At 63.9% G+C, this 21,271-nt stretch carries 21 protein-coding genes and 2 pseudogenes; 14 read left to right on the forward strand and 9 right to left on the reverse strand.

Features of this window, described 5'->3' with window-relative positions; genetic code table 11:
- Positions 1–13: 13 nt before the first annotated feature.
- Both I6F36_RS39985 and I6F36_RS04335 read right to left on the reverse strand, forming a co-directional pair.
- A pseudogene (locus I6F36_RS39985) lies at positions 14–187 on the reverse strand (hypothetical protein); the annotation flags it as partial.
- Positions 123–1,640 (reverse strand): annotated as a pseudogene (locus I6F36_RS04335) (FAD-dependent oxidoreductase); the annotation flags it as partial. The pseudogenes I6F36_RS39985 and I6F36_RS04335, both read right to left, overlap by 65 nt.
- Before the next feature lie 114 nt (positions 1,641–1,754).
- On the opposite strand from I6F36_RS04335, the gene I6F36_RS04340 reads away from it, so the two are divergent.
- The 3 genes from I6F36_RS04340 to I6F36_RS04350 all read left to right on the forward strand — a co-directional run bounded on the left by I6F36_RS04340 (position 1,755) and on the right by I6F36_RS04350 (position 3,978).
- Positions 1,755–1,982 (forward strand): hypothetical protein, encoded by a 228-nt coding sequence (locus I6F36_RS04340; protein WP_036044010.1) that lies wholly within the window; start codon positions 1,755–1,757, stop codon positions 1,980–1,982.
- Between the two features lie 104 nt (positions 1,983–2,086).
- Positions 2,087–2,896 carry a helix-turn-helix domain-containing protein gene (locus I6F36_RS04345; RefSeq protein ID WP_225171048.1) on the forward strand — a complete coding sequence of 270 codons (810 nt, stop codon included), beginning with the start codon at positions 2,087–2,089 and terminating at the stop codon, positions 2,894–2,896.
- Between the two features lie 104 nt (positions 2,897–3,000).
- Positions 3,001–3,978 (forward strand): tripartite tricarboxylate transporter substrate binding protein, encoded by a 978-nt coding sequence (locus I6F36_RS04350; RefSeq protein ID WP_225132658.1) that lies wholly within the window; start codon positions 3,001–3,003, stop codon positions 3,976–3,978.
- A 40-nt stretch (positions 3,979–4,018) separates the two neighbouring features.
- Here the strand turns inward: I6F36_RS04350 and I6F36_RS04355 are convergent, their stop codons facing one another.
- Positions 4,019–4,726 (reverse strand): GntR family transcriptional regulator, encoded by a 708-nt coding sequence (locus I6F36_RS04355; protein ID WP_225132659.1) that lies wholly within the window; start codon positions 4,724–4,726, stop codon positions 4,019–4,021.
- A gap of 258 nt (positions 4,727–4,984) precedes the next feature.
- Between I6F36_RS04355 and I6F36_RS04360 the strand changes: the two genes are divergently transcribed.
- The 6 genes from I6F36_RS04360 (at position 4,985) to I6F36_RS04385 (ending at position 10,569) form a co-directional block, all read left to right on the forward strand.
- The gene (locus tag I6F36_RS04360) at positions 4,985–5,971 is read left to right on the forward strand and encodes an ABC transporter ATP-binding protein (protein ID WP_225132660.1); all 987 of its coding nucleotides are present in this window, start codon (positions 4,985–4,987) and stop codon (positions 5,969–5,971) included.
- Positions 5,972–6,013: 42 nt separating this feature from the next.
- Entirely contained in the window at positions 6,014–7,303 is a 1,290-nt protein-coding gene (locus I6F36_RS04365; RefSeq protein WP_036029687.1) for a PotD/PotF family extracellular solute-binding protein, read from the forward strand.
- A gap of 5 nt (positions 7,304–7,308) precedes the next feature.
- Positions 7,309–8,262 carry an ABC transporter permease gene (locus I6F36_RS04370; protein ID WP_036015279.1) on the forward strand — a complete coding sequence of 318 codons (954 nt, stop codon included), beginning with the start codon at positions 7,309–7,311 and terminating at the stop codon, positions 8,260–8,262.
- A gap of 3 nt (positions 8,263–8,265) precedes the next feature.
- Entirely contained in the window at positions 8,266–9,144 is an 879-nt protein-coding gene (locus I6F36_RS04375) for an ABC transporter permease (RefSeq protein WP_025037151.1), read from the forward strand.
- A 21-nt stretch (positions 9,145–9,165) separates the two neighbouring features.
- Positions 9,166–9,897, forward strand: coding sequence for an aspartate/glutamate racemase family protein (locus tag I6F36_RS04380; protein ID WP_225171049.1), 732 nt, complete (start codon positions 9,166–9,168; stop codon positions 9,895–9,897).
- A 180-nt stretch (positions 9,898–10,077) separates the two neighbouring features.
- Positions 10,078–10,569: a hypothetical protein gene (locus tag I6F36_RS04385; RefSeq protein ID WP_036015282.1), complete on the forward strand. Its 492-nt coding sequence runs from the start codon at positions 10,078–10,080 to the stop codon at positions 10,567–10,569.
- A 180-nt stretch (positions 10,570–10,749) separates the two neighbouring features.
- Here I6F36_RS04385 and I6F36_RS04390 read toward each other — a convergent pair whose 3' ends face one another.
- The 4 genes from I6F36_RS04390 to I6F36_RS04405 form a co-directional block, all read right to left on the reverse strand.
- Entirely contained in the window at positions 10,750–11,124 is a 375-nt protein-coding gene (locus I6F36_RS04390) for a hypothetical protein (RefSeq protein WP_225132662.1), read from the reverse strand.
- A 141-nt stretch (positions 11,125–11,265) separates the two neighbouring features.
- On the reverse strand, positions 11,266–12,960 hold the full coding sequence (locus tag I6F36_RS04395; protein WP_225132663.1) for a PAS-domain containing protein: 1,695 nt from the start codon (positions 12,958–12,960) through the stop codon (positions 11,266–11,268).
- 133 nt (positions 12,961–13,093) lie between these two features.
- Positions 13,094–13,624: a gamma carbonic anhydrase family protein gene (locus tag I6F36_RS04400; RefSeq protein WP_225171050.1), complete on the reverse strand. Its 531-nt coding sequence runs from the start codon at positions 13,622–13,624 to the stop codon at positions 13,094–13,096.
- Positions 13,625–13,709: 85 nt separating this feature from the next.
- Positions 13,710–14,039 (reverse strand): hypothetical protein, encoded by a 330-nt coding sequence (locus I6F36_RS04405; RefSeq protein ID WP_036015295.1) that lies wholly within the window; start codon positions 14,037–14,039, stop codon positions 13,710–13,712.
- 222 nt (positions 14,040–14,261) lie between these two features.
- On the opposite strand from I6F36_RS04405, the gene I6F36_RS04410 reads away from it, so the two are divergent.
- Entirely contained in the window at positions 14,262–14,969 is a 708-nt protein-coding gene (locus tag I6F36_RS04410; protein ID WP_225132664.1) for a hypothetical protein, read from the forward strand.
- Positions 14,970–15,235: 266 nt separating this feature from the next.
- Positions 15,236–17,047 carry a caspase family protein gene (locus tag I6F36_RS04415; RefSeq protein ID WP_225132665.1) on the forward strand — a complete coding sequence of 604 codons (1,812 nt, stop codon included), beginning with the start codon at positions 15,236–15,238 and terminating at the stop codon, positions 17,045–17,047.
- Positions 17,048–17,361: 314 nt separating this feature from the next.
- Here the strand turns inward: I6F36_RS04415 and I6F36_RS04420 are convergent, their stop codons facing one another.
- A complete protein-coding gene (locus I6F36_RS04420) occupies positions 17,362–17,580 on the reverse strand; it encodes a DUF3126 family protein (protein ID WP_007602550.1) in 219 nt (72 codons plus the stop codon).
- A 131-nt stretch (positions 17,581–17,711) separates the two neighbouring features.
- A complete protein-coding gene (cysE, locus tag I6F36_RS04425; RefSeq protein WP_036015299.1) occupies positions 17,712–18,536 on the reverse strand; it encodes a serine O-acetyltransferase in 825 nt (274 codons plus the stop codon).
- 274 nt (positions 18,537–18,810) lie between these two features.
- Here cysE and I6F36_RS04430 point away from each other — a divergent pair, with 274 nt between their 5' ends.
- From I6F36_RS04430 to I6F36_RS04440, 3 genes are all read left to right on the forward strand, one after another.
- Positions 18,811–20,169, forward strand: coding sequence for a hypothetical protein (locus tag I6F36_RS04430; protein ID WP_225132666.1), 1,359 nt, complete (start codon positions 18,811–18,813; stop codon positions 20,167–20,169).
- Positions 20,170–20,376: 207 nt separating this feature from the next.
- Positions 20,377–20,835, forward strand: coding sequence for a hypothetical protein (locus tag I6F36_RS04435; protein WP_225171051.1), 459 nt, complete (start codon positions 20,377–20,379; stop codon positions 20,833–20,835).
- A 31-nt stretch (positions 20,836–20,866) separates the two neighbouring features.
- Positions 20,867–21,214 (forward strand): hypothetical protein, encoded by a 348-nt coding sequence (locus I6F36_RS04440; protein ID WP_225132668.1) that lies wholly within the window; start codon positions 20,867–20,869, stop codon positions 21,212–21,214.
- Positions 21,215–21,271: the final 57 nt, after the last annotated feature.

A 21,271-nucleotide genomic window follows, 5' to 3' on the forward strand; every position in this document is an offset into this window, starting at 1 on the left:
AGATCGGCGCGCATCATGATTCACATGTAGCTCGCCAGGTAAAAGCTGCAGCCGCCGGCCCAAGCCCCCTACGACACGCCGAGAGATGCCGCTCATTCTGCCGCTTCAAGATTGGCCGGCTTTTCAGCCTCGCCGAGCGGCGAAACCGCCGGGCCGTTGAGCGCGGTGCCATCGGGTGCAAACTGCGATCCGTGACATGGGCAGTCCCAGCACTGTTCGAGTGAGTTCCAGTGCACGACGCAGCCCAAATGGGTGCAGCTCGCCGAATGCAAATGCAAATGTCCGCTTCGGTCCCGGCACGCCGCGATCTTCTTCAGGCCGCTTCGGAAGAGGCGCCCCTCGCCGGGCCGCAGTTGTTCAGCGCTCGCGATTTCACTTGCGGTGAGATACTCCGCGAAGTTCTTGATAGGGGTGATGTTCTCACTGATGAACTCGCCGATGTTCCTCTGAATCTTCCGCGACGGAGCGTAGACGTCCTCCCAGGCACTTGCGCCGCTGGTGATGAGATCCGCGATCAGCATGCCGGCCACGAGCCCGTTGGTGATCCCCTGCCCGGAGTCGCCGCTGACAACGAATACATGCTCCTCGCCGGGGCTGCGGCCGATGAAGCCGGCGAAATCGACCGGCTCCAGCACCTGACCCGACCACCGATGGGTGACCTCGCGCAAATCCGGCAATCGCTCGCGCGCCCAGCGCTCAAGCGCGTCAAGGCGCTGTGCGCCATCATTCGCCTCACCCGACTTGTGATCTTCGCCGCCGATGATCACGATGTCCTCGTCGGCAGATAACGGGTGGAGGCGGACATAATGATAAGGATCGAGCGTGTCCCAATAGAGCGCATCCTCCACGGCGCCGGCCGCAATCTTCGCGGCGAGTGCATAAGTGCGGTAAGGCGCCTGCTTGGTGTGGATCGCCACCTGAACATTGACGGGCGAGTTGGTCGCAACCACCACGTCGGCGGCGTGAACCTCGTAGCCTGAGGCGGTGGTGACGACCATGCTACCCTGGCGTTGCTGGATGCTCTCGACGCAGGTGTCAGCATAGAGCTGGGCGCCCCGGCGCTGCAGTGCGCTCGCCAGACCGGCGAGATATTTAGTCGGATGCAGGCGCGCCTGGCGCGGAAAGCGCAGCGAACGCGTCTGATCCCTGTCATGGAATGGTGTCCGCTCGACGCAATTTTCGACCGGAATCTGCAGCTTGCGACAGCAGTCCAATTCACTATCCAGCTCGGATGCGGACGTTTCGGATGCCAGTACCCAATAGCCATCGACGCGCTTAAAACCGCAATCGATGTGCTCGGCGCCTTGGATGGCCTCGACGCGATCGATCGCGGCAGCGACGCTATGATAGTAACGCCGCGCACAGTCAGGGCCGCGGACTCCCACAAACGCATCATAACCATCATCAAGCGCGGTCGCCAGATGCGCCGTCGTGCGCGCCGTCATCCCGCTGCCGATGCGGCCGCGATCGATCACTGCGACCGAACGTCCATGGCAAGCAAGTTCATATGCGACCGAAAGCCCGGCTATTCCGGAGCCGACCACGGCAACGTCCACGCCGACCGTACGCGACAGCACCGGAGCTTCGGCGACAGATACGTCCATCCAGAGGGACCACGTGTGCTCATCCCGTACATTCATGGCGCTACTCCTCGGAAGAGCAAACGATGCAGCAGAATGACGGTTCCTATGTGCGCTATCGATGAGATGGCCGCATTCATTAGGAACCTTCATCGTGCTCGCGCTTGAACCGGCATGAAAAGTCCATCACCGGGGATGCGCAGGGCGCTGCGCCAGGCGCGATTGTACGGGCACCTGCTCGTCCGCAACGACAGGCTGTATCACCCGGGCGGCAATCATCCGATCTGCTCGATACAGCTTGCACGAGAGATGGTCAGGTCAGGATGGATGACCAAGCACGACGGCGAATACGAGATCACGGCAGAGGGGCAGCTTGCCGCCGAAAGCGAACTCGGTCGCTGAGGAGCCGATGCGGCACCGTCCAATTCCCGGCCGGGAGTCGGGCCTGTTGACTGATCCGGCGATTACATCATTGACTAGCGGCACGGTCCTCACAAAGAGCTGCCATGCCCTCGTTCCGTCCCGTTATCGCGTTGTCGAGAGGCCTCGAGGTCCTGCGCGTCATCAACCAGGAACGGCAATCGACCGTAGGCTCGCTGCATAAGGCGACGGGCCTCAACAAGGCTACAATCGTCCGCATGCTCGAAACGCTGGAGCATGAAGGATATGTGGTGCGGCGCGCCGAGCCGCCCAGCTATGCCCCGACCGGGCGGGCGCTCCTGCTCAGCGCCGGCTACGACGAACCCAATTGGATCGGCGGTATCGCCGAACCGATGCTCAACAAGTTTCGCCAACAGATTCAGTGGCCCTCGGACGTGGCCGTGCTCGACGAGGAATCCATGGTGATCGCGCATACGACCCGGATCGGCGGTTCGCTGCTCTTCTACCGTCCGCCGGGTTTTCGCTTTCCCGTGCTGGGCACCTCGATGGGGCGCGCCTATTTGGCGTTTTGCGAACCGGCCGAGCAGGAGCGCATCGCGGCGCGCCTTGCCCTCAGCCCGGAGCCCTGGAACGACCTCGCCCGCAATCCCGCCAAACTCACCAAGGTGCTGCGCGCGATCCGGAAAGCCGGATTGATGGACGAGAGCTACAGCCGCCGCATCTTCGGCGGCGCCGTCTGGGCGATCGGCGTTCCCGTCGCTGTTCCGAACCGCCTGTTCGCAAGCATGAACGTGATGATGCTGCGCGAGGCCGTCAGCACCGAGGAAGGTCTCAGGCGCTTCGTGCCTCAGATGAAGAAAGTCGCCTCCGCACTGGCCGAGACGCTCAGCGCCAGGCTTGCTGCGGCAGGCCCGTCCGCGACCGCCAAGAGCTAGCCATTTCACACAATGAAATGTTGTTTCTATTTGACTCTGCTCGTGTGACATCTCTGCCCGGCGGCCAAAGGGCGCCCAAAGACGCAACAAAACCGGAGGGGCAAGTGAGGACATTCGTCGCAATGCTGGGCGCTGCAATTGCAGGCCTGGTGCTGGCCACGGCTGACGGGGCTGCGGCCGAAGCCTGGCCGACCAAAGCCATCAAGATCGTCGTGTCGACGCCCGCCGGCGGCATCACCGATGCGTTCGCCCGCGCCTATGGCGATTACATCTCTCAGAAGCTCGGACAGCCGGTCGTCGTCGAAAACAAGACGGGAGCGAGCGGTGCGCTAGCAGCGCAATCGGTCAAGGAATCGCCGGCGGACGGTTACACGCTAATGTACACGATCTCGTCCACACTGCTCGGAAACCGGCTGCTGCTGAAGTCGCTCGCCTACGATCCGGACAAGGATTTCACGATCGTCGCGATGACGCCATCGGGCCATCTGCCGCTGGTCGTCCAGTCTGCCACGGGTGCTAAGTCCATCGAAGATTTCGTCGCCTATGCGCGCCGCAACAAGGTCACGGCAGGCTCGTATGGGATCGGTTCGTTCGCGCACATCGCGATCGCCGAGCTCAACCGCCAATATGGCCTCGACATCTCCATCGTGCACTACCGCGGCGAAGCGCCGATGTGGCAGGACCTGGCAGCCGGCGTCATCCAGGCCGCGACCGGCAGCTATCAGGCCGCGCTTCCAGTGCTCGATACCGGCGTCGGCCGCGCCATCGCCGTGCCGTCACTGGTTCGCATGAAGAAACTGCCGGACACCAAGACGTTCACCGAGCAGGGTGTCACCGGCAAGGTCTTCCAGCTGACGAGCTTCACGGCCCTGGTGGCGCCGGCTGCGACGCCGCCCGACCGGATCGAACTGCTCGCCAAGCTCATGGTCGAGGGCGGCAAGACCGAGCGTGTCCAGAAGCTGCTCGAGGCCTTCGGCGTCGACTCGCCGGCAATGGATCGCGCATCCTCGGCCGCCCTCTACGAAAAAGAAGGGCCGGTCTGGCTGGAGTCGATCAAGAATCTCGGATTGGAGCCACAATAGCGTCCGGACCCGCCGATCCCGTGCGCTGGCGACGCGCTTCTCACGCCCCCAGCACGTCCGCCAGCCGCAGTTCGTCGGCGGCGGGATCCTTCAGGAACAGCTCCGCCTCGATCTCGTTCAGGTGCGACAGCATCAAGGCGCCGGCGAGCGCCTTGTCGCGCTTGCGGATCGCGGCGGCGATCCCGGCGTGATGCTCGGTGCCGCACGCCGGCGTGTCGTGGCGGCGGTAGAGCAGGATGATGAGCGAGGAGCGCGCGATCAGCTCCTTCAGGAAGCCGACATAGATGCTGTGGCCGCTCATCTCGGCGACGAGACGATGAAACTCGCCCGAGAGACGGACGGAGGCGCGGGCATCGCCGCGCAGCTCGGCCTCGCGTTCTTCCGTGAGATGGTGCTGCAGGCGATCGAGCCAGGCCGGCGAGACCGCGTCGATGGCGCGGTCCACGATGCTGGGCTCGATCAGGCGCCGCGCCTCGAACACCTCGCGGGCATCGGCCGGCGTCGGGCGCGCGACGAAGGCGCCGCGATTCTTCTCGATGTTGACGATGCCCTCATGCGCAAGCTGCTGCAGCGCTGAGCGCACCAGCGTCCGGCTCGCGCCGTAGATGTCGCCGATCTCGTCCTCCCCGAGCTTGGTGCCGGGCAGCAGGCGATGCTCGAGGATCGCGGCGGTCACCCCCTCCCGGATACGGCTGACGCGATCGCTCGCATCTGGCGCATCGGATTTCTGGCGGGTCTTGGCGGCCATGATTGTGAGGGCTCGATCGACGAACGTTCGGCCTGCAATGTTAGTCGACGAGCTGTATCCAATCACAGGCGAAACTTTATACAATCTTCGCCCGTTTTGTGTGCAGCTGGATGCACGGGTGACGGCCCGACAAATTGGGCCGGAATCGATCTAACGATCTGACTCCGCTGCACAGTTTCTGAAATTCGCATCGTCGCGGGCTGTTGGCACGGACCTTGCGGAGAGAGGCGCGACGCAACGCCCCTCCTCGGACACGCCATGGCCATTCCCGCCGCTCTCGAACTGGTCGCCGTCACCAAGCGCTACGACGCCACGCTGGCCGTCGACAACGTCAACCTGAAGATCCCGGCTGGCACCTATTGCTGCCTGCTCGGCCCCTCCGGCTGCGGCAAGACCTCGACGCTGCGCATGATCGCAGGTCACGAGGCGGTCAGCGAAGGCGACATCATCCTCGGCGCGCAGAACGTCACCGACCTCGAGCCCGCCAAGCGCGGCACCGCGATGATGTTCCAGTCCTACGCGCTGTTTCCGCACCTCTCCGTGCTCGACAACGTCGCCTTCGCCCTGAAGATGCGCGGCATCGACAAGGCGACGCGGCACAAGCGCGCCGGCGAATTGCTCGAGCTGGTGGCGATGAGCCAATATGCAGGCCGTCTTCCCGCGCAGCTCTCCGGCGGCCAGCAGCAGCGCGTGGCGCTCGCGCGCGCGCTGATCACCGAGCCGCAGATCCTCCTGCTCGACGAGCCGCTCTCGGCGCTCGATCCGTTCCTGCGCGTCAAGATGCGCGGCGAGCTGAAGCGGCTGCAGCGCGAGCTCGGCATCAGCTTCATCCAGGTCACCCACGGCCAGGAAGAGGCGATGGCCCTCGCCGACCACATCGTGGTGATGAACCACGGCAGGATCGAGCAGCAGGGCACGGCGCGCGATATCTTCCACCGTCCCCGCACCGAATTCGTGGCCCGATTCATCGGCGGCCATAACGTGCTCAGCGACGCCGGCAATCTCATCGCCGTTCGCGCCGATCAGCTCGGCATCGTGCCGTTCGCCGACGGCGCCTTCGGCGCGCCGGCGCTGCTGACCCAGACCGAGTACCAGGGCTCCTACATCGCCGTCTCGCTCACGCTCGACGACGGCACCGCCCTGTTCTCCCACGTTCCCGAGTCCACCTTCGACGTGCATCCGTTCCGTCCGGGCGATCGCGTGCTGGCGACCTGGGATCCCGCCAAGGCGCAACGCCTGCAATAGCACCCTTCACCACGGAATGCGCAACACAGAGGAGTGAGCGAAATGACCGAGACGACCAGGAAGACCGGCGTCAGCCGCCGCACGCTATTGAAGGGCACCGCGGGTCTCGCCGGCCTCGCCGCCGGCTCCGGCGCGATCACCGGCTTTCCTTACGTGAAGTCGGCCGATGCGAAGGTACTGCGCTATCTCGGCACGGCCGTGAACGAGGGCGACGACATCGCCAAGCAATGTCTGAAGGACACCGGCATCAAGATCGAATACATCACCGCGACGACGGACGACGTCACCAAGCGCGTGATGACCCAGCCGAATTCCTTCGACGTGCTGGATACCGAATATTTCTCGCTGAAGAAGCTGGTGCCGTCGGGCAACATCCTTGCGCTCGACGCCAAGAAGATCAAGGAGTTCGGCAACATCACGCCCGTCTTCACCAAGGGCGAGACGCCCGGCGGCAAGAAGATCGGCGGCCAGGGCACCGCGCCCTGGAAGGTGCTCTATCTCGAAGGCAAGGACTCCAAGAAGTTCGCGACGTCGGCGACCGAATTCGTCACGCTGATCCCGACCGTCTACAACGCCGACACGCTCGGCATCCGCCCCGACCTGATCAAGCGTCCGATCACCACCTGGGCCGAGCTGCTCAACCCCGAGTTCAAGGGCAAGGCCTCGATCCTCAACATTCCCTCGATCGGCATCATGGATGCCGCGATGGTCGTGGAAGCCTCCGGCAAGTACAAATATGCCGACAAGGGCAACATGACGAAGGAAGAGATCGATCTCACCATGAAGGTGATGACCGAGGCCAAGAAGGCCGGCCAGTTCCGCGCCTTCTGGAAGGACTTCAACGAGAGCGTCAACCTGATGGCCTCGGGCGAGACCGTGATTCAGTCGATGTGGTCGCCGGCGGTCACCAAGGTACGCTCGATGGGCATCCCCTGCACCTTCCAGCCGCTGAAGGAAGGCTACCGGTCCTGGGCTTCCGGCTTCTGCGTGTCGAAGGGCGTCTCGGGTGCCAAGCTCGAATGGGCCTATGAATTCGTGAACTGGTTCCTGTCGGGCTTTGCCGGCGCCTATCTCAACCGCCAGGGCTATTACTCCGCCGTGCTCTCCACTGCGAAGGCGCACATGGAGCCCTACGAATGGGCCTACTGGATGGAAGGCAAACCGGCCGAGAAGGACATCAAGGCGCCCGACGGCTCGCTGCTTGAAAAGGCCGGCGCGGTGCGTGACGGCGGCTCCTACGAGGATCGCATGGGCGGGGTCGCGTGCTGGAACGCCGTGATGGACGAGAACGACTACATGGTCCGCAAGTGGAACGAGTTCATCGCGGCGTAACGGACATGTCGGAAGAGGTCCTGCAACAGGCAGCCCCGGGCTTGATCCCGGGGTCGGGCACAGCGCGCGCCGCAAAGCCGACGCGCCTGTCGCCGTCCTTCATCTCCTGGCTCCAGGCCGGGCCGATGATGCTGGTGTTTCTCGCGTTCTTCCTCATTCCGCTCGTCTTCGTCGTCATCGTCTCGTTCTGGGACTACAACGAATACCAGCTGCTGCCGGCTTTCTCCGGCCGCGGCTACACCGACACGTTCGAAGGCTGCATCGCGCAGCTCCCTGAGCTCTGCACCATCGCCAAGACCTATCTGAAGACGCTGAAGCTCTGCTTCCTGGTCTGGGCCATCACCCTCTTCGTCGGCTTCTGGGTCGCCTACTTCCTCGCCTTCCACGTCAAGTCCAAGACCTGGCAGATGGGCTTGTCGCTGCTCTGCACGATCCCGTTCTGGACTTCCAACGTGATCCGCATGATCGCCTGGATCCCGCTGCTCGGCCGCAACGGCCTCGTGAACACCGGCCTGATGAAGACGGGCCTGATCAACCATCCCGTGGAATGGCTGCTGTTCTCCGAATTCTCCGTGGTGCTGGCACTGGTGCACCTCTTCACCTTCTTCATGGTGGTGCCGATCTTCAACTCGATGGTGCGCATCGACAAGTCGCTGATCGAGGCCGCCTATGATGCCGGCGCCAGCGGTTTCCAGACCCTCGTCAACGTCATCATTCCGCTGGCCAAGCCCGGCATCGTGATCGGCTCGATCTTCGTCATCACCATCGTGATGGGCGACTTCATCACCATCGGCGTGATGGGCGGCCAGCAGATCGCCGCCGCCGGCAAGATCATCGAGACGCGGGTCAACGCGCTGCAATTCCCCGCCGCCGCGGCCAATGCCGTGATCCTCCTCGCAATCACCTTCCTGATCATCACCATGATGTCGCGCATCGTCGACATCAAGAAGGAGCTCTAGAGCATGAAGGAAGGACGCCCGCGCTCGTTCTACGTGCTCGCGATCTTCTTCGCGGCCTATGTGCTGTTTCTCTATGGGCCGATGATCGCGATCTACGTGCTGTCGTTCCAGGGGCCGCAGGGCGGCCTCACCTTCCCGATGAACGGCGTATCGACCTTCTGGATCGCAAAATTGTTCCAGGGCACCGGCATCGTCGATCTCGGTGCCGCCTTCCGCCGCTCGCTGCTGCTCGGCATCGTCGTGATGATCGTCACCGTCGTGCTGTCGGTCGCCGCCGGCATGGCGTTCCGGCGCAAGTTCAAGGCGCAGAGCATCCTGTTCTACTCGGCGATCGCCAGCCTCATCGTGCCCTCGATCATCACCTCGCTCGGCATCTCGCTCGAGTTCCGCATCATCGACGACCTGATCAAGGCGCATTGGAACGAGAATTTCGAGACCTCGATGGGCCTGCTCACGTCCGGGCTGGGCGCGCACCTGACCTGGACACTGCCATTCGGGCTGCTCATCATGTTCGCGATCTTCAACCGCTTCGACCCGCGGCTGGAAGAAGCCGCGCGCGATCTCGGCGCGACACCGTGGCAGACGTTCCGCCATGTCGTGCTGCCGATCATCCTGCCCTCGGTGATCGGCATCGGCCTGTTCGGCTTCACGCTGTCCTGGGACGAGCTCGCACGCTCGAGCCAGGCGATCGGCGCCGTGAACACGTTGCCGCTGGATCTTCAAGGCCTCACCACCACCGTGACCAACCCCGACATCTACGCGCTCGGCACCGTGATCTCGGCGGTCTCGTTCACGGTCATCACGCTTGCGCTCGGCACCATTCACGTGCTCAACAAGCGGCAGGCGGCCAAGGGCTCGGACGCCGGCAAGGGACTCGTCTGAGATAAGGACTCGTCTGTTCTGATGCGGCTTCACGTCGTCAATCCCAACACAACCGCGTCGATGACGGCGAAGATCGCCGCTGCCGCGCGCAGCGTTGCCCTCGCGGGCACCGTGATCGATGCGCGTCAGCCGGCGATGGGCCCGGTCTCGATCGAGGGGTTTTACGACGAAGCTTTCGCGGTGCCCGGCATGCTCGGCTGCATCCGCGAGGCCGATCGCGACGGCGCGGACGCACACATCATCGCCTGCTTCGACGACACCGGCCTGGATGCCGCGCGTGCCGCCGCCAAGGCGCCGGTGATCGGCATCGGCGAGGCCGGCTTCCACCTCGCGAGCCTGATCGCGGCGCGCTTTGCCGTGGTGACCACGCTCGGCGTCTCCATCGTGCCGCTCGAGCACAATCTGCGCAAGTACGGCCTGGCCGAACGCTGCGCCCGCGTCCGTGCCGCCGAGGTCCCGGTGCTGGCGCTGGAAGAGCGCAACATTGATGCGCTCGGCAAGATCTCGGCGGAGATCACCGCCACCATCTGTGACGACCGGGCAGAAGCGATCGTGCTCGGCTGCGCCGGCATGGCCGATCTCGCAGGCGAGCTCGCCGCCACGCACGGCCTTCCCGTGATCGACGGCGTCGCGGCCGCGGTGACGCTGGCGGAATCACTGGTGCGACTTGGACTGAAGACCTCCCGGCTCGGGCCCTATGCGGCACCGCGCGCAAAGAGCTATTCCGGGCCGTTCTCGCAATTTCAGCCTTGATCCCTGCCCCCTGCGCGGCGCTCCCGGGCTGCAAGAGCCGCTGATCACTGGTTTTTTGCCGCTCAGCCTCTTTTTGGTCCCATTCCTTGCCGAAACGTAAGGCTTTCGGGACGCCCCGGTGACCCCTCTGGGTTGCCGGTCTTCGCCACTCACCAAGTTTCAATTTGGGTTTTGTCAGCGATGATCGATCTCGCCCAGGACAGGCCGTCCAACACCCTCCTTCGCCTTGGCGCCCAGCCGATCGCGCTGACTGCTGCAGCCCTCCTGCTGCTGATCGCGGGCGTGACGTCGATCGCAATCTGGCGGGCCTATACCGGTGCCGCCCCCGAGAGCGACCGGGTGGTGGCCTCGCGGCAGCTTCAGGCCCGCACCGCCCAGGCCTCCGAGCAGCTGGTCGAGAAGACCAAGGGGCTGGAGGCGACCCAGCAGGAATCGATCGACCAGCTCCAGGTGGTGCAGGACCAGCTTCAGACGATGAAGCGGCTGCTGGCGGCGCAACAGGCCGACACCAAGCGCCTGTCGGAGCAGGTTACGGCCTTGAACGAATCCATCGACGGCTTGCGGCAGTCCTTTGCCAGCGCACGGGCGACTGAGGTCGAGACTCCATCGGTTACCCGCAGGAAACCGGCGCGGCACCGCCACGCCAGCGCACGCAAGCGCTCGGGCGGCTGAGCCGGGCACGGTGCGGGAACTTTATTTTCGCCACTTGTGAACTGGATCACATTCGCCGGTATGATTCCGCGCGATGCTCGCCGTTACCGGATGGCGTGAGCCGATTTCAATATCCGGGGCTGGCAAGGTCGTTGACGGTATACTGCGTCAACGACCTTGTTTTTTAACAGCTATTTCGCCTCACTCGCAGACGTCGACTTGGCGGTAGCGCCATCCCGACGGGGTCATGACGCGCTTGCGCACGACGTAGCAGCCGCCATAACCGTCGTTGTAGCCGACGCCATAATAGGTGGAGCCGCCGTAATAGGGGTAGCCGTAGCCGTAATAACCGCCGTAGTAGCCGGCGCCGGCGAGACCCACCCCGATCCCGATCCCTGGCCAGAAGCCGCCGCCATGCCAATGACGGTGCCCCCAGCCATGGAAGCCGCCACCATGGAAGCCACCGCCGTGAAAGCCTCCGCCACGTCCGAAACCGCCGCCCGCCTCGGCCTTTTGTGGCGCCGACAGCCCGACCGCCGCCACGGCCAGCGCCGTCATCATCATCCTGCGTAACATCACTCGATCCTCCGCGTGGAGGTTGCTCCACGCTTCAAAGCAGGACCAAGCTACCGTCAGTCGGTCATTCGTGACAGCCACACTGTCTCACTTCCGCGCGAGCATCGGCAGCCCGCGGCAGATGCGAGCTGCCGCCGGCCGCTATGCCGCCGCTGCCGGCCGTTCGGTCCGATCCTCGACCATGGTCACGAACATGTGGGACTCCTCACCGGCGCCCCCCACCTGGATGCGGCGGGCGCAGATGACGCGGCGCCCGCGGACGGGATTATCGATGGTATCGATGATCGGCTCGAGCTGCTGCCGCTGTGCGAGCAACTGCTGGTCGCGCCGCTCGATCAATTCGGCAGCCTCCACGGAGAACAATTCCCGCGCCGTCTTGCCGATGATCTCGCCGCGCGACATGCCGATCATCTTCTCGGCGGCCTTGTTGACGAAGACGTAGCGCAGATTGCGCGCGTCCTTGGCGATGATGCCCTCGGCCACGTTCTCGATGATAGTGGCGAGAAAGCGCTCCATCCGTTCGAGAATGCGTTCGCGGTGGCGCTGTTCCGTGACGTCCTCCTGCACCGACACCCAGCCGCCGCCGTCCATCGGGCGCTCGTAGATCTTGATGATGCGGCCGTCGTTCAGCGCGATCTCGTACGACGTCGGCTGGCGTTTGGCGATGCGGTCGAGCACCGCCGCGACGTATTTCGTGACGTCGCCGCTGAACAATCCGCTCTCGACCCTGTGCTGGAGGATCTCCTCGAGACTCGACCCGGTCTGGATCGTCTCAGGCAGATTGTAGATCCTGCGGTAATTGGCGTTCATCGCGACCACATTGGCCTTGCCGTCGAGCATGATCAGCCCCTGCGGCATGTTGTTGATCGCTGCCGAAAGCTGCCACTTCTTGGCCTGGTACTTGTCGTTGAACTTGTCGCGCTCGGTCATCGCCGCGTCGCGCGCCTGCGCAGTGCCGAGCTCGAGCTCCTCGAGCTCGAAGATGCGCGCCACCGCGTCACGGAAATTCTGCACCGCGCGCGCAAGGCGCCCGATCTCGTCGTGACGGCGCAGATGCGGCACCTCGCTCTTGACGTCGCCCTGCGCGATCCGGTCGGTCGCCTGCGTGATATCGGCGAGCGCGCCTATCACCGAGTTCCGCATGACGACGACGTTCAACGCCGCGAGCATCAGCGCCACGAGCCCCAGCGCGAACAGATAGGCGGCTGCGTAGCGGTGGCTGTCGGCGAGTTCGTCCGCCTCGCGTGCGCGCTGTTCGTAGATGCGCTCGAGCGCTTCGAGATCGCTGTTGAGCTTGCTGCGCAGGGTGCGATTGGCGTCGTTGTCGCCCCACTCGCGGGCCGCGGCGGGGCTGATCTCGACACCGCGCCGCACCAGCTCCTTGCGGAAGTCGATGAATTGCTGGATGCGCTGGCGGAAGGAAGAGAACAGCTCGGCGTCGTCGTCGCCCACCGTGCGCTCCATGCTCTTCACGGCCTCGGCGAGCTCGCGGTTGCGCCGCACCAGCCCGTCCGCGAACTGCTTCATCGCGGCACGATCGGCGGACATGTAGATGCCGCGCGATTCCATCACGACGGCGTAGATCAGGGCGTTGATGCGCCCGACGCCGACCGCCGCGTCGGCGGAGGTGGCATGCAGGTGGCGATACGTCGTCTGCAGGCGCACTGACTGGACCGACATCACCAGCAGGAAAGTGGTGACGATCGCCAGGAAGGCGGCGATGCTGTAGACCTTCTCCGCGACCGTCAGCGTGTCGGCGCCGCGCACGAAACGGACCAATTTCTTCAAGAATTTGGTTCCGGCACTGAAGCCGGATTCCAGCGCCGCAGCTCCCATGGCGCCGCTCCTCCTGGTTGAAAACGCTGGATGATAAGCGTGATCGCGCTAGCAGAGGATTAAGGCGTCAGGCTGTATTTTCACGGTATGGAGCCGTGGCACGGCTGAGGCGAAGCGCGGCCGGGCGGGCCGGTCAGCCGATCCGCTTCAAGCCCTGCTTGAAGCGCGGACCGTTGGCCACGTAGAACCGGGCCGCGCTCCCCATCTTCTGCACCTGGGCGTCGTCGAGGGTGCGGATCACGCGCGCGGGCGAGCCGATGATCAGCGAGCGCTCGGGGAACTCCTTGCCCTCGGTGATGACGGAGCCCGCGCCGACGATGCTGTTGCGGCCGATCTTTGCCCCGTTCATCACGATCGAGCCCATGCCGATCAGCGCGCCCTCCTCGATGGTGCAGCCGTGCAGGATGACGTTGTGGCCGACCGTGCAGTTCCTGCCGATGACAAGCGGAAAGCCGAGATCGGTGTGGCAGGTCGAGCCGTCCTGCACATTGGCGCCCTCGCCGACCTCGATCCACTCATTGTCGCCGCGCAGCACCGCGCCGAACCAGACGCTCGCGGCCGGCTTCAAGCGCACCCGGCCGATCACGGTCGCGGTCTCGGCGATGAAATAATTGCCGTCGGCGGGAAGGTCGGGCGCCTGCCCGTCGAGCTCGTAGATGGCCATTGGCTGTCTCCTGTCGCGTTGACGATTGGCATAGCCAAACGGCAGCCGCGACGCAAAGGGCCGGCCGCGCTCGAGGCACTTCGGATCAGACCAGAAGGCCGGCAGCGCGCAGCGTCATCAGGAAGAAGGTGCCGCTCATCATGCTCCAAAAGGCGGCGATGACGGTCGCCATCATCACGAATTCCATGCGGCGGCTTTCCACCCGCACGCCGCGCAGCGTGTTGCGCATGATGATGAAGGGCGCGGCGAACACCAGGAAGGGAACTGCCGCGAAGGTTTTCGGGGCCACGCCGTCCTGCAGCAGGCCGAAGCCGGCGGGCCGCTGCGCCAGCGCCTGGTATCCGTTCACGAGCGCGCCCGCGAGCGCGAAACCGATGCCGATCGAGAAGAAGGTGTTGAGAGCTTCAGGTGTCATCGGAAGTGCTCCGCCCTTACACAACGCGCGTGCCTTCCTGTGACAAACAGAGCCCGTTAACGCTACATTATCCTTAAGGAAAGGTTAACGCGGCCGGCCGTCCCGTGCAGGGGCCGTCCCCGATCCAAGCGGCCGGGAACGCTGCGCGAAAGCGCCGTCGCATGGCATATTCGCGCTGATTCGTCGGCCATCGGCCGACCTCCGGTCGACCTCGCACAATTCATGGCATTGTTCTCGGCAGCTCCCCTCAGGTCCCCCCGCACGCGCACCCGGGCGCATGTCGTGCCGATCGTGCTCGGCGGCGCGGCGGCGGTCGCAGCTGTCGCGCTCGTCGCCTACCTGCTGTGGCCGACCTGGGGCAGCCGGGGCGCGAACTCGCCGGACAAGCTGCCGGTGAGCGTCGGCGGCACGTTGTTCAACCTGCCGGTGACTGCGATCCGGATGAAGATCCAGCGGCACTCGGGGCCGCAGGAGCGCATCGATCTCGACTTCCTCTATCCCTCGCTGGAGCCGCCCGGCGCGCCCAAGCACGTCACCTCCGACACGGCGGAAGCGGCGCTGCAGTCGATCGACCGCATCTTCCTGTCGATCGCGGCCCATCACGATGCGCTCTCGCCCGAGCAGCGAACGGCCACGATCTATCCGCGCTATCTCGACCAGGCCGCGGCAAGCCCGGCGGACGGCCTGACGATGCGCATGTTCCGCACCGACACGCCCTACGGCAGCGAGGACCTCTATTCGGCTGCGAGCCCCGCGCTCACCGCGCGCTGCACGCGCGATGCCGCCACCCCCGGCATGTGCCTCTCCGAGCGCCGCGTCGGCGGCGCCGACCTCACCTTCCGCTTTCCACGCAGCTGGCTGTCGCAGTGGCGCGAAGTGGCGGAGGCGATGGAGAGGCTGACCGCGCAGCTGCGCGGGCCGCGGGGCTAAGGGCGGTCGGCTTACTGTCGGCTGGAGCCTCCAAACCAAAAAATCGAAAACAACCCCATGCACAGTAGCCAAGCGTTGGCAGCATCGAGTCTTTTCGCTTTTTTCGAATAATGATTGACCCATCGGGCCAAAACAGGGCATGATGGCCGTGATGCGCGGCACGGGGTTGCCCGGATGGCGCATGGATGTGTGACTGATATCACTGAGCACAGATTGCGATTGGCCATGCGGCGAATAATCTGACGCTATTGCATTCGGGGGCTGGAATGCGGCTTCGGCTGTTTGTTTTGTTGATATTTGCGATCTGCGTGGGAGCCGGACCGGCGCTGGCCGAGAAGCGCGTCGCGCTGGTGATGGGCAACTCGGCCTACAAGAACGTGGCGCGGCTGGCGAACCCCGCGAACGATGCCACCCTGGTCGGCGGCATGTTCAGGAAGGCCGGGTTCGATACCGTCGACATCAAGCTCGACCTCAACGGTTCGGAGATGCGCCGGGCGCTGCGTGACTTCGGCGGCAAGGCGCGGGATGCTGGGGTCGCGGTGGTTTATTACGCCGGTCATGGCATTGAACTGGACGGCGTCAACTATCTGATCCCGACAGACGCGACGCTGGAGACCGACAGCGACGTGCTGGACGAAACGATCGCGCTGGACCGCGCGCTGTTCGCGGTCGAACCTGCAAAGCAGCTGCGCCTGATCATCCTCGATGCATGTCGCGACAACCCGTTTGCCAAGACGATGAAGCGTACCATCGCCTCGCGTGCCATCGGCCGCGGCCTCGCCAAGGTGGAGCCAACCAGCCCGAATACGATGATCGCGTTCGCGGCGAAAGCGGGCTCGACGGCGTCCGACGGCGACTCCAAGAACAGCCCGTTCGCGGCGGCTCTCGTCGAACGTCTGCCGACGCCCGGGCTCGATCTGCGCAAGGCGTTCGGCTTCGTGCGCGACGACGTGCTCAAGAATACCGGCTACAAGCAGGAGCCGTTTGTGTACGGCTCGCTCGGCGGCGACGACGTGGCCCTGGTTCCGGCCAAGCCGGTCGCGACCGGACCGCAGGCGAACCCGGACAGCGAAATCCGGCGCGACTACGAACTGGCGCTCCAGCTCGGCACGCGCGACGTTTGGACCGCATTCCTCAATCGTTATCCCAGCGGCTTCTATACCGATCTCGCCAAGGCTCAACTCAACCGGATTTCTGCCGAAGACGCCCGCGCTGCAGCAGCCGAGAAGGCGCGGGCGGCCGAGGAGGAGAAGGCAAAGCTTGCCGCCGAACGGGCCAAGAAGGCCGAGCAGGAGAAAGCCGCAGCAGCGGCCAAGGCTGCCGAAGATGCTCGGATCGCCGCGGAGAAGGCCAAACGGATCGAAGAGGCCAAGGCGGCGGCCGCCGAGCAGCGCAGGAAAGATGCAGAAGCAGCTGCCAAGGCACTGGCCGACAAGCAGGCTGCCGAGAAGGCGCTGGCCGAGAGGATCGCCAGCGAAAAAGCAGCGGCTGAGCTAGCCGCCAAAGAGAAGGCTCAGCGTGACGCTGAGCAGAAGGTCGCGGCCGTGGCCCCCACCCAATCGCCGCCGAGTCTGTCGCCGCAGGAGACAGCCAAGCTGGTGCAGTCAGAACTCCGCCGCGTCGGCTGTCTCGCGAGCAATGCGGATGGCGACTGGAATGCGACCTCGCAGCGTTCGCTCAGCCTCTTCAACAAATATGCCGGCACGAAGTTCGACGCCAAATTCGCGAGCTTCGAAGCGCTCGATGCCGTCAAGGCCAAGCCGGGGCGCGTCTGCCCGCTGGTCTGCAATCGCGGCTTCAAGGCGGACGGCGATACTTGCGTCAAGATCACCTGCCGCGCCGGCTATCGCGTCAACGACGACAATGAGTGCGAGAAGGTGCAGGACAAGAAGCCGGTCGCGACCCGCGAGGATGCCACGAACCGAGACGCCGAACGGAAGCAAGTTGAATCCAGGCCTGCGAAGCCTCAGACAAGTGGGCAGATAGTTTGCGGCGTGGGAATTGGTGGTTGCCGCCCTGTTCGCCCCGGCTGTCGGCTTGAACAAAAGAATTCAAGCAACGTCGAGGTCTGCAATTGAGCACGTAAAGGCCGTCAGGGTGTTGCCCAAGCAATGCTGGCGCCGCTGTGCTGGGCTCGAAATGACGGCGTGGAGAAATTGCACCGCGATCTTCGCTGCGTGCCCGGGACGCAGCGCAGCGTCTCTTCGACGGTGCGCTGTTGAGCCAGGGCCCATGTCCGAGATGCGCTGCGTGGCTATCTGGGTCCCGGCTCCACACTGCAACGCCACAGCGTGTCGAAGACGCGCGTGAACGCGCTTATGGAGCGTTGCAGTGCGTCCGGGACACGGAGAACGCCGCGCGCGAGCGAAGACTCCGCTTCGCTCGCGACCAACTACTCCTGATCGACCAGGTCGTCCTCGAGGATCGCCATCTGGAACTGGAACGAGCGATCGTCGTCCTCGTCGTCGACGAAGAGCACGCCGATGAATTCCTCGCCGATATAGACCTCGGCGGAATCGTCCTTCTTCGGCCGCGGCACGACGCGGATCTTGGGATTGCCGAATACGCGCTTCAGATACGCATCTAACTTTCTGACTTCTTTGACGTCCACGGCAAGTCTCCGATCGAAAATGGTCGGCGGGTTTTAGGACGAGATGCGGCGAACCGCCAGCAAGAATTGTCAAAGAATTTGGCGAAGAAAAGGGCCGGAAAATCCGGCCCTTCGCAGCATCAAGGGCCCGCTCAGAGCCCCATCGCGTTGATCATCTGATCCATGGTGCGCGACGGCTCGGCGCAGCCGGCCTCGCCGACGATCTTGGCCGGAACGCCCGCAACCGTGACGTTGTGCGGCACGGGCTTGACCACGACTGAGCCGGCGGCGATGCGCGCGCAATGGCCGATCTCGATATTGCCGAGAATTTTTGCGCCGGCACCGATCAGCACACCGTGGCGGATCTTGGGGTGACGATCCTCGTTCTCCTTGCCGGTACCGCCGAGCGTGACGCCGTGCAGGATCGAGACGTCGTCCTCGATCACAGCCGTCTCGCCGCAGACGAAGCCGGTGGCGTGGTCGAGGAAGATGCCGCGGCCGATGCGCGCGGCGGGATTGATGTCGGTCTGGAACACCGCCGAGGATCGGCTCTGAAGGTAATAGGCGAAATCCTTGCGGCCCCTCAGATAGAGCCAGTGCGCGAGGCGATGGGTCTGGATGGCATGAAAGCCCTTGAAGTAGAGCAAGGGATCGATGAAGCGCGAGGTCGCGGGATCGCGGTCGTAAACGGCGACGAGGTCGGCGCGGAAGGCGTTGCCGAGATCGGGGTCGTCGCGCAGCGCCTCGATATAGGCCTGGCGCACGAGGTCGCCCGACAGCGCGGAATGATCGAGCCGGTCGGCGACGCGGTGGACCACCGAATCCTCCAGCCGGCCGTGATGCAGCACCGCCGAATAGATGAAGGTCGCAAGCTCCGGCTCGCGGCGGACGATGTCCTCCGCTTCGCTGCGGATCCGGTCCCAGATCGGATCGAGCGATGCGAGCTTTCCTCCCGGATTGACCTGATGCACTGCCATGGGATCTGCTCTTTCGAATTGGCTGATTTTGTTGGCTCTATAGCACAGTCTAGGCGACAAAGTCCTGACGGGCTTGCCTGAGAGTGAACAGTGCCCTGCCTCGGAGATCAAGCCAAACCATTGATAAACAATACTTTCTTCTGACGCCCCGAGCGGCAAGGTCGGCTCAAGGTGGTCAGAGTTTCGCCAAATTCAAGCCGGGCGGCGTCAAACTATTGGTGAATTCGCCTCCAACCGTTATTGCGGGCATGATCCGAGCGGGGGCAGAGCCGATTTGACCATCACCACCGATCAACTGCGCGCGCGCGCCGCGGGCTCTTTTTGGCTGCGGCTGGCCGCAATGGCCCTGCCCCTCCTGATGATCGCGCCGGCGGTCTGGAACGGGTATCCGCTGTTGCAATGGGATACCGGCGGCTATCTCGCGCGCTGGTACGAGGGCTATCTCGTCCCCAGCCGCTCCACGGTGTTCGGCCTCTATTTGCACTATGGCGAGGGTTTTGGCTTCTGGATCAATCTCGCGATCCAGTCGCTGGCGACGCTATGGCTGCTGCAGCTCACCCTTCGCGTGTTGGGTTTGATGCAGACCTTCCGCTTCGTCGCGATCAGCCTCTCCCTGATGCTGTCGACCGCGCTGCCCTGGCTTGCGAGCATGCTGCTCACCGACATCTTTGCCGGGCTCGCGGTGCTGTCGCTGTTCCTCCTGGTGGTCGGCGCAAACCGCACCTCGGCGATCGAGAAGATCTCGCTGTTTGTCTTCACCGCCTTTGCCGCAGCGACCCACAGCGCCACGCTCGGCGTGCTGCTCGGACTGTGCGCCGCGGGCTGGATGGCGCGGCCGTTTTTGGGCGCGCGCCTGCCGCTGGCCGGACTACTGCAGGCGAGCCTCACCATCGTCGCGGGCGGCTTGATGCTGGTGTCGGCGAATTATGCGCTGTCCGGCAAGCTGGCCTGGACGCCCGGCGGCTACGGCGTCGCCTTCGGCCGCATGATGCAGGACGGCATCGTTGCGCAATATCTCAATGACCGTTGCCCACGCGAACATTACAAGCTCTGCCCCTACCGCAACGAGCTGCCGGCGAGCGCCGACGAATTCCTGTGGGGCAAGAGCGTGTTCAACACGCTCGGCCGTTTCGCAGGCATGAATGAGGAGATGGGCACCATCGTCGTGCAGTCACTGAAGGATTATCCGGCCTGGCAGGCAGGCGCGGCGCTCCGCGCGATGGGACAGCAATTGCTGCACGTGGCGACCGGCGAAGGCACCAACGGCTGGATCCCGCACACCCGCGGCATCATCGACCGCTACATCCCCGCGCAGGCCGCAGCCATGCGCGCGGCGCGGCAGCAGAACTGGGGCGTCAATTTCGATTACGTGAACTGGCTGCATGTCCCCGTCGCGCTGGCCTCGATGCTGGCGCTGCTCGCGCTGCTCGGCCATGCGCTGGCAAGGCGCCGGCTGGACGATCTGACGCTGCTGGCTGGGACGGTGACGCTGGCGCTGCTCGGCAACGCCTTCATCTGCGGCGTGATCTCAGGGCCCCACGACCGCTACGGCGCGCGCATGGTGTGGGTCGCGACGTTCGTGGTGCTGATGGCCGTGGGGCGGCGGTTTGGGGAGGATGGCAAGGCGGGGTGAGATCGGGTAAAGGGGCATCGCGCTCAGTTTCGTACGAGCAGCGAGCGCATCCACCGGAAAGGACAGTCAGAACTTCGCGTCGGCAAAGAACAAGAGCCCGACAACAGCCCTTGGCGGACTCCAGCGGCTGTCGGCTTGTGACCATTGCAGGCGTCCAGTATCGCCGGTTACAAGTGCTTCGTGGCTTTAGCTTGTGTGACTGCCGCTATGAACGAAAAGGTTGCAGAAGGTACTTGGCACTACGACGGTGATATTCCGAAACGTATCGCCGTTTACAGGAAGGAAGCACGTCTCTCCTCGTCCAGATTTAAACGCGATACCCAGGAAGAGCCTTCGATAGATGAGAGCCGACCGATACCCGAAACGAAGGACGGGTTCCTCTACTATTGCCTGCTCACAAATTCGGGCGAACACCTCTCTCTCGACGAGGCAAAGGCTTGGGCGGACGCGCAGCCGTGGGGCCCGGTGAAGTGGAACGACGATCGCGAGCCGACGTTACCAGAGCTGCCGGGGTGGCACTTCACCCTTACAGAGACATCTTCTGGTGCTTATCGAGCTGAGGGCTTACACGATGATGGTCGCTCTGTCAGCCGTTCTGGCCACGACCTGCCTGTACTATTCAAAGAGACAGCGGAAGATGCGCGAAATCTTCCAAGGCGGAAATGAAGTAAGGCGGCCAGTCAGGTGAGAGGCGACTATGAATAGGGAAACATTCGTTGAGGCCATCAAGCGCTGCGTGGTGGACGCCGCAATCGAAGATACTATAGCCAATCTGAGGAGCCCTCCCGGTAGGAGCGTGCCGCTCCAGGAGCGCGCGCGCTCCGACTGGTATAATGGCTTGAGAGCGGAAGAGGCCGATAACGTCAATCGCGTCATTGCGGCAGCAGTCCATCAATCGCTGTTCGGGCTTCTTGCGGTGCTCGATGGCGCACGAATCATCGATGACGAAGGCGGGCGGTTCGAGCTGAGTTATGTTGGTTCGACGAGGGTCGTGCTCAACGATCGGCAAGCCATTGGTCTACACGATCTGCTGAACGCGAAATGAGAGTTCTACGGTGACATTGCGCCAATCTCCGCATATCTGCAGCTCTGTGCACCGTCA

Origin of the sequence: Bradyrhizobium sp. BRP19 (assembly GCF_020194195.1) — a bacterium.
Lineage (GTDB): Bacteria > Pseudomonadota > Alphaproteobacteria > Rhizobiales > Xanthobacteraceae > Bradyrhizobium > Bradyrhizobium yuanmingense.

What these genes read in the sequence shown, in the direction of transcription:
- I6F36_RS04340 (WP_036044010.1), top strand. Translation starts at nt 1,755, where the DNA reads ATGAAAAGTCCATCACCGGGGATGCGCAGGGCGCTGCGCCAGGCGCGA.
- I6F36_RS04345 (WP_225171048.1), top strand. Translation starts at nt 2,087, where the DNA reads ATGCCCTCGTTCCGTCCCGTTATCGCGTTGTCGAGAGGCCTCGAGGTC.
- I6F36_RS04355 (WP_225132659.1), bottom strand. Translation starts at nt 4,726, where the DNA reads ATGGCCGCCAAGACCCGCCAGAAATCCGATGCGCCAGATGCGAGCGAT.
- I6F36_RS04360 (WP_225132660.1), top strand. Translation starts at nt 4,985, where the DNA reads ATGGCCATTCCCGCCGCTCTCGAACTGGTCGCCGTCACCAAGCGCTAC.
- I6F36_RS04365 (WP_036029687.1), top strand. Translation starts at nt 6,014, where the DNA reads ATGACCGAGACGACCAGGAAGACCGGCGTCAGCCGCCGCACGCTATTG.
- I6F36_RS04370 (WP_036015279.1), top strand. Translation starts at nt 7,309, where the DNA reads ATGTCGGAAGAGGTCCTGCAACAGGCAGCCCCGGGCTTGATCCCGGGG.
- I6F36_RS04375 (WP_025037151.1), top strand. Translation starts at nt 8,266, where the DNA reads ATGAAGGAAGGACGCCCGCGCTCGTTCTACGTGCTCGCGATCTTCTTC.
- I6F36_RS04380 (WP_225171049.1), top strand. Translation starts at nt 9,166, where the DNA reads ATGCGGCTTCACGTCGTCAATCCCAACACAACCGCGTCGATGACGGCG.
- I6F36_RS04385 (WP_036015282.1), top strand. Translation starts at nt 10,078, where the DNA reads ATGATCGATCTCGCCCAGGACAGGCCGTCCAACACCCTCCTTCGCCTT.
- I6F36_RS04390 (WP_225132662.1), bottom strand. Translation starts at nt 11,124, where the DNA reads ATGTTACGCAGGATGATGATGACGGCGCTGGCCGTGGCGGCGGTCGGG.
- I6F36_RS04395 (WP_225132663.1), bottom strand. Translation starts at nt 12,960, where the DNA reads ATGGGAGCTGCGGCGCTGGAATCCGGCTTCAGTGCCGGAACCAAATTC.
- I6F36_RS04400 (WP_225171050.1), bottom strand. Translation starts at nt 13,624, where the DNA reads ATGGCCATCTACGAGCTCGACGGGCAGGCGCCCGACCTTCCCGCCGAC.
- I6F36_RS04405 (WP_036015295.1), bottom strand. Translation starts at nt 14,039, where the DNA reads ATGACACCTGAAGCTCTCAACACCTTCTTCTCGATCGGCATCGGTTTC.
- I6F36_RS04410 (WP_225132664.1), top strand. Translation starts at nt 14,262, where the DNA reads ATGGCATTGTTCTCGGCAGCTCCCCTCAGGTCCCCCCGCACGCGCACC.
- I6F36_RS04415 (WP_225132665.1), top strand. Translation starts at nt 15,236, where the DNA reads ATGCGGCTTCGGCTGTTTGTTTTGTTGATATTTGCGATCTGCGTGGGA.
- cysE (WP_036015299.1), bottom strand. Translation starts at nt 18,536, where the DNA reads ATGGCAGTGCATCAGGTCAATCCGGGAGGAAAGCTCGCATCGCTCGAT.
- I6F36_RS04435 (WP_225171051.1), top strand. Translation starts at nt 20,377, where the DNA reads ATGAACGAAAAGGTTGCAGAAGGTACTTGGCACTACGACGGTGATATT.
- I6F36_RS04440 (WP_225132668.1), top strand. Translation starts at nt 20,867, where the DNA reads ATGAATAGGGAAACATTCGTTGAGGCCATCAAGCGCTGCGTGGTGGAC.